Origin of the sequence: Formosa sp. A9 (genome assembly GCF_051200825.1) — a bacterium.
Taxonomy (GTDB): domain Bacteria; phylum Bacteroidota; class Bacteroidia; order Flavobacteriales; family Flavobacteriaceae; genus Formosa.
Genome location: NZ_CP195158.1, coordinates 3,543,848 through 3,556,291 on the forward strand (window position 1 = coordinate 3,543,848; position 12,444 = coordinate 3,556,291).

Sequence of the window (12,444 nt, forward strand, 5' to 3'; positions counted from 1 at the left end):
ACATAAATAAGTCGTTTAGTTCTTTTCTTTGTAGAAAATTAATTGAACGACTTTTTTTAACTCATATTACATAGAAATTATGGTAAAAGTAACAGCCGCAGAGGTTAACAAATTAAGACAAGCTACTGGTGCAGGTATGATGGACTGTAAAAAAGCATTAGTAGAAGCTGAAGGAGATTTCGATAAAGCAATCGACGTATTACGTAAAAAAGGTCAGAAAGTTGCTGCTAACAGAGCAGATAGAGACTCTAGCGAAGGTGCTGCAGTAGCTAAAGTAAATGCAGACAATACTGTTGGTGTGGCTATTGTTTTAGGTTGTGAAACCGACTTTGTTGGTAAAAACGAAAATTTCGTTGCTTTAGCTAACAAATTAGCCGATTTAGCAATGACTGTGAATTCTAAAGAAGAATTATTAGCTGCCAATTTTGATGGTATTACTGTTGAAGAAAAATTAGTTGAACAAACTGGTGTTATTGGTGAGAAATTAGAAATTAAAGAATATTCTAAATTAGAAGCTCCTTATGTAGGTTCTTACGTTCACATTAACAAAATTGCTGCTTTAGTAGGTTTATCTGCTAACATAGAGCAATCTGAAGTTTTAGCTAAAGATTTAGCGATGCAGGTAGCATCTATGGGAGCAACTTCTTTATCTTACAAAGATTTCGATCCAGCTTATGTAGCTGCAGAAACTGAAGCGCGTATTGCTGTAATCGAAAAAGACAACGAAGAATTAGCACGTTTAGGTAAAACACTTAAAAACGTACCAAAATACATCTCTATGTCTCAATTAACTCCAGAAGTTATGGCTCAGGCAGAAGAAGATGCTAAAGCCGAATTAAAAGCTGAAGGTAAACCAGAACAAATCTGGGATAAAATTATTCCTGGTAAAATGGATCGTTTCGTATCAGACAACACCACTTTAGACCAAGAACAATGTTTATTAGACCAAAAGTTTATTAAAGACGAAAAAGTAACTGTTGCTAAATACGTAGAATCTTTCGACGGCGTAGCAATTACAGGTTTCTCTCGTGTTGCTTTAGGTTAATACAACGTAGTAAACACAATCATACTTCAAAAGCCATTACTTAATAATTAAGTAATGGCTTTTTTATTTGTCCTATAAATATCCCATTACCAACCCCCATTTATAAGCTTTCATTTTAAAAATTTTATGTAGTTTTGCACAACTTCTTTAAACAGACTATGAAATTTAAACGTATCCTTTTAAAATTATCGGGCGAAGCTTTAATGGGCGACCGTCAATACGGTATAGACCCTGTACGCTTAGCAGAATATGCTAAAGACATTAAAGCCATTACCGATTTAGGTGTAGAAGTCGCTATAGTAATTGGTGGCGGTAATATTTTTAGAGGTGTTGCTGGCGCCAGTAACGGTATGGACCGCGTGCAAGGCGACCACATGGGTATGCTAGCCACGGTAATAAATGGCTTGGCGCTACAAAGCGCTTTAGAAGATGCCGATATACCTACCCGTTTGCAAACCGCTATAAAAATTAACGAAGTTGCAGAACCTTTTATAAGACGTAAGGCTATGCGCCATCTAGAAAAAGGCCGCGTGGTTATTTTTGGTGGTGGTACTGGTAACCCGTATTTTACCACAGATTCTGCAGCCGTGTTACGTGCCATAGAAATTGAAGCCGATGTTATTTTAAAAGGCACACGTGTAGATGGTATTTACACCGCAGATCCAGAAAAAGACAGTAATGCTGTAAAATTCGATCATATATCTTTTGATGACGTGCTTAAAAAAGGCTTAAAAGTTATGGATACCACAGCGTTTACCTTAAGTCAGGAAAATAAATTACCGATTATTGTTTTCGATATGAACAAAAAAGGCAATTTATTGAAAGTGATTTCTGGAGAAAATATTGGTACAGAAGTAAACCTTTAACTCTAATTTCATTTGTTATATTTATAAACAATAAAGTATTAAACCATGAATGAAGATATTCAATTTATTATAGACTCTGCAAAAGAAGCTATGGACGCGGCCGTAAAACACCTAGAAAAACAATTTGTAAACATCCGCGCCGGAAAAGCAAGTCCAGCTATGCTTGGTAGTGTTATGGTAGATTATTACGGATCGTCTACCCCATTAAGTCAGGTTGCCAATGTAAACACTCCAGATGGTAGAACCATTTCTGTGCAACCATGGGAGAAGAACATGCTTCAAGAAATAGAAAAAGCCATAATGATTGCTAATTTAGGTTTTAACCCTATGAATAATGGCGATATGATTATTATTAACGTACCACCTTTAACCGAAGAACGCAGACGCGATTTGGCAAAACAAGCCAAAGCCGAAGCCGAAGACGGTAAAATTGGTATTAGAAACGCCAGAAAAGACGCTAATAACGAGATTAAAAAATTAGACGACGCTTCTGACGATGAAAAGAAAAATGCCGAAGTAGACGTGCAAACTCTTACCGATAAGTACGTAAAAAAGGTAGATGACATTCTAGCCATAAAGGAAAAAGAAATCATGACAGTATAATTAAAAGCGACTTAAAGTCGCTTTTTTTAGCACTCAAAAAATCCGTTTCCAAGCATATTATAGTTAATTATCTTACCTTTGGAATCTTCATTTTTTAACTGCACTACATGCACAAGTTTTGGTTTACTATACTTTTTTTGTTTTCGGTTATGCTATGTAACGCGCAAATAATAGTTACAGAAATAGAAAAGGCCGAAGACAGTATTAAAACCAAAAGTAAAGAAGATAAAAAAACTGACTTATTAAAACATATAGGCAACGGTTACCTTCCCATTAAATACTTCAATTTAGACCTACGCTATCTTTTCAAATTCAATCAATTTGAGGGCATCCGAACAGGGTTAGGTGGTAGCACAAGCAATTTGTTTTCCAAAAAGTTTAAACTAAACGCCTACACGGTTTACGGGTTTAAAGATGGACAATATAAATACAGTTTTGGCGGTGGTTTGCGTTTAAATGCTAAACACCAAACTTGGGTTAATGCTACCTATACAGACGATTTACAGGAAACAGCAAGTACACATTTTTTAACAGACAAACGTATCTTTCAGTTTTTCGAGCCGCGCTTACTTAATATTAGTCTGTTTTACAGGCATATTACCAAATCTGTAACTTTAGAACACGATTTTATTCCTCAGTTAACATCTGCATTTAGCTTTTCGGTAAGTAATATAGATCCTAAATTCAATTACATATTTCTGGCCAATGATACCGCCTATAATTATTACGAGCTAACCACAGCGCAAATAGCGCTACTCTGGAATCCTTTCGATGTGTATAAACCACAAGACAACGGCTTTAAGAAAACCAAAAACGGATATCCTAAATTCACTTTACAATACACTCAAAGTATCGCAGATGCTTTTCAGGGCGATTTTAATTTTTACAAATTAGATTTTAAAGGCACCTACCATTGGATACACAATAAAGAATCGCATTCCGAAATAGATTTTGCCTCTGGAATTGCAATCGGAGATGCGCCCTTAACACATTTGTTTCACGCCTACCCCAACAACATAAATAAGGCAACTATAATGCAACGGTTTTCGGTAGCTGGTTTAAACAGTTTCGAGACCATGTATTTTAACGAATTCTTTTCGGATGTTTTTACGGCATTGCAGTTCAAACATTATTTTAAACCTTTTTACCACAGTACGTATTCTAAACCCCAATTGGTGCTCATTTCCCGTTTTGCTTTAGGCGATATGCAAAACCCTTCAAGACATCAAGGCATAACGTTTAAAACCCTAGATAAGGGTTACCTAGAATCGGGGTTCGAACTCAACCAATTGGTCTTTGGTTTTGGTCTTAGTTTAACTTACAGATACGGAGCTTATCATTTACAAGATATAGAAGATAATATCGCACTAAAATTTACTTTTAACGTTACATTATAAGTCTTTAGGTTTAAGTAATACGCAGCTTTTTTCTACATTTGCGGTTCTTTTAGAAACTTATGCTTAAACTTTTTACAACCGGGTTCTGGGAACATGTTGCTCGGCTTATTTTACGAAATAAAATTGCTATTTTAATAGTAATTATTCTAACCACTGTATTTTTAAGTACCCAATGGAAATACATGCGTTTTACTTACACCGAGGCCAATTTATTACCAGACGACCACGAAGTAAACAAAACCTATAACGACTTTTTACATGTTTTTGGTGAAGAAGGAAATTTAGTAGTTATTGGTATTAAAGACAGTACTTTTTTTACCGTAGATAAATTAAATGCTTGGAACACACTTTCGCAATCGTTTAAACAAGAACCAGAAGTTGAAGCTGTAGTAGATTTAAAAGATTTACAAAAGCTGATTAAAAATGATAGCCTTCAAAAATTCACGTTAGAGCCCTTTATAAAAGACTCGCTATCGACCACCGAAGAAGTTAAAGCCTTAGAGAACGATTTATTTAAAAAATATCCGTTTTACGACAACTTTTTGTTTAATACCAAAACAAAAACCATCCGTACCGCTATTTACCTTAAAAAAGAAGTAGTTAACACGCCTGCGCGAAAGGATTTTGTTATGGATGTATTAATTCCTAAAGTTGAAGCTTTCGAAAAAGACACCCAATTAAATGTGCATATTTCGGGTATGCCTTACGTTCGCACTTTAAATGCACAAAATATTGTTGACGAAATAGGACTTTTTGTTGGTGCCGCATTACTGGTAACATCGGTCATTTTCTTTTTCTTTTTTAGATCGTTTAGAGCCACTTTCATTTCGTTAATAGTAGTATCTGTTGGGGTGATGTGGACTTTAGGGATATTGGGACTTTTAAAATACGAAATCACGGTTTTAACAGCTTTAATTCCGCCGCTAATTATTGTTATCGGAATTCCCAACTGCATCTTTTTAATTAATAAATACCAACAAGAAGTAAAATCGCATGGCAATAAAGTCAAATCGTTACAACGTGTAATTACCAAAGTAGGTAACGCCACTTTAATGACCAATGTTACTACAGCTTCTGGATTTGCAACATTCATTTTAACAGAAAGCAAATTATTGAAAGAGTTTGGTGTTGTGGCTTCGTTAAGTATTCTGGCTATTTTTATTCTTTGCTTACTCATTATTCCTATTCTATATACCTTTTTACCGTTTCCTAAAGACCGCCATTTAGAACACTTAAACAAACGTTGGATTGGCGCTTTTGTTGGTTGGATGGAGCGTATGGTACGCCATAGACGTATTACCATCTACATCTCTGCTGTTATACTATTAGCTTTGAGTATTATAGGCATTTATCAGATTAAAATCTCTGGAAGTTTATTGGAAGACATGCCCCAAAAGGCACCATTTTTTAAGGATATCGAGTTTTTTGAAACGGAATTCGACGGCATTATGCCTTTAGAAATTATGGTGGATACCAAACGTAAAAAAGGGGTAATGAAACTGAGCACCTTAAAACGTATGGATGAATTAGAAAACGCCATACTGGACATTCCAGAATTATCGCGACCAATATCTATAGTTAGTTTGGTAAAATATTCTAAACAGGCCTATTACAACGGCAATCCTAAATATTACCAATTACCAACAACACAAGAAAACAGTTTTATTTTATCGTACGCAAAAAACTCGTCGTCTAACACCGACTTGCTTCAAAGTTTTGTTGACAGTACAGGGCAATACGCCCGTATTACAACCTTTATGAAAGACATTGGCACCGATAAAATGCAAGAGATTGAAGACGATTTACAAACTAAAATAGACAAGGTTTTCCCTAAAGAACGCTATAACGTGACCATGACTGGTAAAGCTTTAGTGTTTCAAAAAGGAACCACATATTTGGTTAAAAACCTTGCGATTTCGTTAAGCTTGGCCATTCTATTAATATCGCTATTTATGGCTTATATGTTCAGGTCGTTTAAAATGATTTTAATTTCGTTAATTCCAAACCTATTACCACTATTAATTACTGCCGGATTAATGGGCTATTTGGGCGTACCCATAAAACCATCAACTATTTTAGTATTTAGTATTGCTTTTGGTATTTCGGTAGATGACACCATTCACTTTTTAGCGAAATACCGTCAGGAATTACAGGCACATCATTGGAAAATTAAACGCTCTGTTTATGGAGCCTTGCGCGAAACGGGTGTTAGTATGTTCTATACCTCTACCGTTCTGTTTTTTGGCTTTTCGGTATTTATTATTTCCAGTTTTGGAGGCACCGTTGCTTTAGGTGCTTTAGTATCGGTAACCTTGTTGTTTGCCATGCTCTCTAATTTATTACTGCTACCATCGTTACTCTTATCGTTAGAACGCAATATTGCCAACAAAAAAGTATTAAGAGAACCGACAATAAATATTATTCCGGAAGACGGCGATGAAGATGACGAAGAAAACAATTTTAACAAATAACAAACCAGGTATAAACAATTATATTTGCAGAGTTAAACTTATTACAAAATGAAACCAAGTACAATTTCAGAATTATTATCACAAGAAATCACACTCCACGAAGTCGAAGTAAAAGGCTGGGTAAGAACATTTAGAGCAAACCGATTTATTGCTTTAAACGACGGGTCTTCATTACAAAATATACAATGTGTTGTCGATTTTGAAAACACAGACGAACAAACACTAAAACGCATTACAACAGGCGCTGCAGTGCATATAAAAGGCGAATTAACCGAAAGCCAAGGTAAAGGGCAAAGTGTAGAAATTCAGGTAAAATCGATAGTTATTTTAGGCGATTCAGACCCTGAAACCTATCCTATTCAACCTAAAAAACATTCGTTCGAATTTTTAAGAGAACAGGCACATTTACGCACCCGTACCAATACTTTTAGTGCCGTTATGCGTTTGCGCTCGGCCTTATCGTTTGCTATTCATCAGTATTTTAACACGAATGGATTCCATTATGTGCATACACCAATAATTACAGGAAGCGATGCCGAAGGTGCAGGAGAAATGTTTCGAGTAACCAATCTAGATGCCAAACAACCACCATTAAACGAACAAGGCGAAGTAGACTTTAGTAAAGATTTTTTTGGAAGAGAAACCAATCTAACCGTGTCTGGACAACTTGAAGCCGAAACCTATGCCATGTCTTTAGGTAAAGTGTACACTTTTGGCCCAACGTTTAGAGCCGAAAATTCTAATACCTCGAGACACCTGTCTGAATTCTGGATGATAGAACCAGAAGTTGCCTTTATGGATTTAGCTGGAAATATGGATTTGGCTGAAGACTTTATGAAATCGGTTATCAACTATATTTTACAAAATAACGCTGCCGATCTAGAGTTCTTAGACCAGCGCCTGCAAGACGAAGATAAAAAGAAACCTCAAGCCGAACGTAACGAAATGACTTTGCTTGAAAAACTACGTTTTGTAGTAGATAACAATTTTAAACGTGTAAGCTACACCGAGGCCATAGATATTTTACGAAATAGTAAACCTAACAAGAAAAAGAAATTCAACTATTTAATTGAAGAATGGGGTGCCGATTTACAAAGCGAACACGAACGTTTTCTTGTAGAAAAGCATTTTAAATGCCCTGTAATACTGTTCGATTACCCAGCCAACATTAAAGCCTTTTACATGCGCTTAAACGAAGACGGTAAAACAGTTCGCGCCATGGACATTTTGTTCCCAGGCATTGGGGAAATAGTTGGAGGCGCGCAACGTGAAGAACGATTAGAAGTCTTAAAACAGAAAATGGCCGTTTTAGACATCGATGAGAAAGAATTATGGTGGTACTTAGATTTAAGAAAATACGGTACTGCTGTACACTCTGGTTTTGGTCTAGGTTTCGAACGTTTAGTAATGTTTGCCACCGGCATGACCAATATTCGCGATGTAATACCTTTTCCTAGAACACCGCAGAACGCAGAATTTTAAGGTCTTAAAATACTCACAAAACAATCTATATGCATACAGTATATAGATTGTTTTTTTTATTTTTATGATAAATCGCATCAAACCATATGCTAAAACAAAACTTACAGTTTAAATTATCGCAAAAACTATCGCCGCAACAAATTCAATTAATGAAATTGATTCAGTTGCCAACGCAAGCGTTCGAACAACGCTTAAAGCAAGAATTGGAAGAAAATCCAGCCTTAGAAAGCGGTAAAGATGAACCTTTAAGTGAGTTTGATGATAATTTTGACAACTCTGATGACGATTACAATAACGACGCAGAAAGCATCAATACAGACGACATAAATGTTGATGATTATTTAAGCGACGACGACATTCCAGATTACAGAACGCAAGCCAATAACTACAGTGGCGACGACGAAGAAAAAACCATGCCTTACGCTGCTGGTACTTCGTTTACCCAGCATCTTATCAATCAATTAAACACCTTTCGTTTAACTGATGAAGAACGCGACATTGCCGAATTTTTGGTAGGTAGTGTAGACGAAAGTGGCTATATACGCCGATCGACACCCGATATTATGGACGATTTAGCTTTCACTCAAAATGTGTATACCGATGAAGATACAATTAACAAGGTGTTTCATATCGTTCATCAACTAGATCCTGCAGGAGTTGGCGCCAGAGATTTACAAGAATGTTTAAGCATCCAGCTACATCGTAAAGAAAAAGTGGCAGATATTGCCCTAGCTACACAAATTATAGACGATGCGTTCGATCAGTTTACCAAAAAGCATTACGAAAAATTAATGCAAAAATTCGATGTAAGCGAAGAGCAATTAAAAGATGCCATCGAAGAAATTGAACGTTTAAATCCAAAACCAGGAGGATCCTATTCTGGTAACAATCGTATTGTAGAACATGTAGTTCCAGATTTTGCTATAAAAATTGTTGATGGCGAACTTGAGTTAACCTTAAACGGAAGAAATGCTCCAGAATTGCACGTTTCGAGAGAATACAACAACATGCTACAGGGCTATAAGGAAAGTAAAGACAAATCTAAATCACAAAAAGACGCTGTTGTTTTTATTAAGCAAAAACTAGATGCCGCTAAGTGGTTTATAGAAGCCATTAAGCAACGCCAACAAACACTTTTTGTAACCATGAGTGCCATCATGCACTATCAAAAAGAGTATTTTTTAACGGGCGACGAACGCAAGTTAAAACCTATGATTTTAAAAGATATTGCAGACGAAATAAACATGGATGTTTCTACTGTATCGCGAGTTGCCAATAGCAAATACGTCGATACGCCTTACGGCACAAAACTGATTAAAGAGTTCTTTTCGGAATCGATGAAAAACGATCAAGGTGAAGATGTTTCTACTCGAGAAATTAAAAAAATTCTGGAAACCGTTATTGAAGAAGAAGATAAAAGAAAACCCTTAACCGACGAAAATCTGGCATCTATTTTAAAGGATAAAGGTTACCCTATAGCCAGACGTACAGTAGCGAAATACAGAGAACAATTAGATTTGCCTGTGGCCCGTTTGCGCAAAAAAATTTAAATATTGCGCTATTATATTTTGTACCTTTTGGCATCAAATTGCTATTATAATGCTAAAAAGTTTTTCGTACATCTGCCATCCGCTTTTTATGCCGCTGGCCTGTGTATTATTCTATTTTTATAAATCTCCAAGATATATTCCCTACGACATTGTAAAATTCAAGACCTTAAGTCTTTTCATTTTAACAATACTTTTGCCCATTCTTATAAGTTATGTTTTAAAAATGATGGGGAAAATAGATAGCATACATTTAAAAACTACTAAAGAGCGTATTTTGCCACTTCTAATATATGCGGCCATTATTGTTCTCGTTATTAAACGAGTAATTCCTGTACAAGAATTTACAGAGCTTTACTATTTCTTTTTAGGTGTGCTATTCTCAACGTTAAGTTGTGCCCTATTACTGTTTTTTAAATTCAAAACCAGTTTACACATGATGGCCATTTCTGGATTGTTTATGTTTTTTGTAAGTCTTAGCATACATTACCACATAAATGCATTAGGTAGCATCGCTATAATTAGCTTATTAATGGGAGCTGTAGCAAGTTCCAGATTAGCATTTAAAGCACATACCTCGCAAGAATTACTTATTGGTATGTGTCTTGGCATTATTCCGCAATTTATACTAACGCCGTATTGGTTATAATAAGTAGAAAATAAGCCCGAGTTGTATCACGTTCATGTCAATGTCCCTCTGATAAATAAACGTCTTGGCATCGTCCTCAAAAAGGGTATTTAGACCATAATAAAAGTAAAAATTCCACGTGTTATAGCCAGCGCTTAAAGTAAGACCATATTGGAAGGGGTTAAACCCGTCTATATTAACATGTCTTTCATTCCCGCTAGGACTTTTAAAATTGGTAATATTGGTAAATACATAACTGAATTTAAAACCCGAATAAATCCTCCAAAAGCGGTAGCTTTCGGGCGTAGACGTCCGCCATCTAAACTCAATAGGCAATTCTACTTGGTGTAAATAAAAGTTATTGCGTTCGTAATTAAAATCGTAGTCTTCATTTAAAACAATATATATTTCTTCGCCTTCTGGAGATTTATGCACGCCCATATTTTGATTGAAGGTATTAAAAGCATAACCTAAACCAAGACCCAAAGCAATGTTTCGCTTGCTATTTAAAGGCATATCTTTTATAAATCCGCCTTGTAAACCCAACGAAAATCCATTTTGTTTCATCTTACTGGGCATATTATTAAGAATGTTATACGATATCCCCAAATAAAACTGATCTTCCTTATACAGCGAGTCTATTACGCTAACAGCTGTAGTATCGGTTTGGGCAGACAGTTTACTAACCCCAAGAACCATAACAAAAAGTAAGACCAAATACTGTTTAAACATAATTATAAATCTGTTTTGTAAAACTAATTATAAAAACCCAATCTCTTATAAACAAATAAAGGTGTTTTGAAAAACTCAAAACACCTTTATTATATAAAATTAAGATATACTATTTTGAACCAGAAACGGCATCACCTTTTCTAGTGGTATAATTAATTTTTAAAGCATTTACTTTACGTAGTTCCTGCTTAATATCAGATACAATACCCATATTGGCATCTTTATCTACTTTTAAAGCGGTAGTTAAAAACGGAACCAACTCTTCACGTTTAGAAGCTCTCTCTGCAGAGATAAATGCTGCTATTTCGCTAACATCAGCAAACTTATCGTTCAACTGAATTTTTGATTCTGTACCATACTGACTTTGAAACCTTTGACTTGGTTTACCTGCATAGATATACATTACCAAATCTTTTTTGTCTAGTTTTTCAACCTGGTCGGCTGCTGGCAACTTATTCTCAACCATTAAAGTAGTCTCACGCATTGTGGTTGCTACCATGAAAAAGAATAATAACATAAATACAATATCCGGTAAAGATGCTGTAGATATAGCCGGTAAGTCGCCACCTTTTTTCTTTTTAAATTTAGACATAATTTGTAGTGTTTATCTAATTAGACTTTTTTGGCTCTGCTTCAGAGAATTTTTGTGGAATCATTACTTTAATGTTTTCCAACTTCTCTTTTAATTGATCCTTTTCGCTAGCTGATGTTCTTGGGTCTGAATAGCGCTTATCTGCTTCTACAAAACTCATATCAAGTCCGGGATAAGCCTTTTTAAACTCTCTATCTCGTAATTGATTGTAAGCTGCTAAAATCTCGTTCTGCACAGATATGTACATGTCGTATTTAGCTAGTCTATCGTTTTGAAGAGAAATAATTGCTTTGTCAAAATTATCAGATGATTTAGGGTTTCTCTTACCCTGACAATTTTTACAAGCATCTTTTCCAGTACCACCACCATTGTCTAAGAAGTTAACAGCAGCTACACGCAAATCTTTCAATTCAATGAGCTTTTCTTCACCTCCTGTTTTCAAAAATAGGTCATTATTTTTATTAACCGTTAATTGAAAAATATTCTTCTCTTTAATTATAACATCCTGTTGTTCGTTCTCTTCCAAAGGAGGAAGTTTTCTGTTTAATCCAGAATCTGTCTCAATAGTTGTTGTTACAAGGAAAAATATTAAAAGTAAGAAAGCAATGTCAGCCATAGAGCCTGCATTCACTTCTGGTGCTGATCTTTTTGCCATAATTTCTTAGTTTATAATTTTTTTGAATCCTGAAAACACCATAGAACCGATAGCTATAATAGCTAAAGCGTAGAAAGCATATAAACCAGCACCTACATACTTAGATGTAGCTTCTGTTACTTCCATTCCTTTATCTGTAAATGGTGTTAAATCTAAATCTGTACCCGAAGACATTGCATAGGCAATAAATAATATTACCAAAAATGCGCCTACAGACAGTAATGTTTTTTTAATGTTACCTTGAAATAACCCTACAATAACATATACTAATACGAGTGCTAATATAAGGGCTAGAACAACATAAGTAACATACATCATATTGTCTACCATACTATCGTTTCCAGACATAATCATTAAAGCGAAAATGGCTCCTAAAACGGCTAGTATTGCAACAATAATTGTTAGTATTTTATGTAAACTCATGTT

12 protein-coding genes are annotated in these 12,444 nt (G+C 35.3%); 8 read left to right on the forward strand and 4 right to left on the reverse strand.

What is annotated here, in order from left to right; genetic code table 11:
* Nucleotides 1-79: 79 nt before the first annotated feature.
* From tsf to ACR9EA_RS15600, 8 genes are all read left to right on the forward strand, one after another.
* Nucleotides 80-1,045 (forward strand): translation elongation factor Ts, encoded by a 966-nt coding sequence (gene tsf, locus ACR9EA_RS15565; protein ID WP_435135092.1) that lies wholly within the window; start codon nt 80-82, stop codon nt 1,043-1,045.
* Between the two features lie 158 nt (nt 1,046-1,203).
* Entirely contained in the window at nt 1,204-1,911 is a 708-nt protein-coding gene (pyrH, locus tag ACR9EA_RS15570) for a UMP kinase (protein ID WP_435135095.1), read from the forward strand.
* Nucleotides 1,912-1,956: 45 nt separating this feature from the next.
* Nucleotides 1,957-2,514, forward strand: coding sequence for a ribosome recycling factor (gene frr, locus ACR9EA_RS15575; protein ID WP_435135098.1), 558 nt, complete (start codon nt 1,957-1,959; stop codon nt 2,512-2,514).
* Between the two features lie 107 nt (nt 2,515-2,621).
* Nucleotides 2,622-3,911: a hypothetical protein gene (locus tag ACR9EA_RS15580; protein WP_435135100.1), complete on the forward strand. Its 1,290-nt coding sequence runs from the start codon at nt 2,622-2,624 to the stop codon at nt 3,909-3,911.
* 59 nt (nt 3,912-3,970) lie between these two features.
* Nucleotides 3,971-6,382: an efflux RND transporter permease subunit gene (locus tag ACR9EA_RS15585; protein ID WP_435135103.1), complete on the forward strand. Its 2,412-nt coding sequence runs from the start codon at nt 3,971-3,973 to the stop codon at nt 6,380-6,382.
* 48 nt (nt 6,383-6,430) lie between these two features.
* Complete coding sequence (gene asnS / locus ACR9EA_RS15590) at nt 6,431-7,864, forward strand: asparagine--tRNA ligase (RefSeq protein WP_435135106.1); 1,434 nt, start codon at nt 6,431-6,433, stop codon at nt 7,862-7,864.
* 86 nt (nt 7,865-7,950) lie between these two features.
* The gene (rpoN, locus tag ACR9EA_RS15595; protein WP_435135109.1) at nt 7,951-9,414 is read left to right on the forward strand and encodes an RNA polymerase factor sigma-54; all 1,464 of its coding nucleotides are present in this window, start codon (nt 7,951-7,953) and stop codon (nt 9,412-9,414) included.
* 49 nt (nt 9,415-9,463) lie between these two features.
* Nucleotides 9,464-10,060, forward strand: coding sequence for a hypothetical protein (locus ACR9EA_RS15600; RefSeq protein ID WP_435135112.1), 597 nt, complete (start codon nt 9,464-9,466; stop codon nt 10,058-10,060).
* On the opposite strand, the gene ACR9EA_RS15605 is transcribed toward ACR9EA_RS15600, so the two are convergent.
* The 4 genes from ACR9EA_RS15605 to ACR9EA_RS15620 all read right to left on the reverse strand — a co-directional run bounded on the left by ACR9EA_RS15605 (nt 10,055) and on the right by ACR9EA_RS15620 (nt 12,441).
* Nucleotides 10,055-10,771: a porin family protein gene (locus tag ACR9EA_RS15605; protein ID WP_435135115.1), complete on the reverse strand. Its 717-nt coding sequence runs from the start codon at nt 10,769-10,771 to the stop codon at nt 10,055-10,057. The genes ACR9EA_RS15600 and ACR9EA_RS15605 overlap by 6 nt on opposite strands.
* A gap of 109 nt (nt 10,772-10,880) precedes the next feature.
* Nucleotides 10,881-11,363: an ExbD/TolR family protein gene (locus ACR9EA_RS15610; protein WP_435135117.1), complete on the reverse strand. Its 483-nt coding sequence runs from the start codon at nt 11,361-11,363 to the stop codon at nt 10,881-10,883.
* Between the two features lie 16 nt (nt 11,364-11,379).
* Entirely contained in the window at nt 11,380-12,018 is a 639-nt protein-coding gene (locus ACR9EA_RS15615) for an ExbD/TolR family protein (RefSeq protein ID WP_435135120.1), read from the reverse strand.
* A gap of 6 nt (nt 12,019-12,024) precedes the next feature.
* Nucleotides 12,025-12,441, reverse strand: coding sequence for a hypothetical protein (locus ACR9EA_RS15620; protein WP_435135122.1), 417 nt, complete (start codon nt 12,439-12,441; stop codon nt 12,025-12,027).
* Nucleotides 12,442-12,444 lie beyond the last annotated feature (3 nt).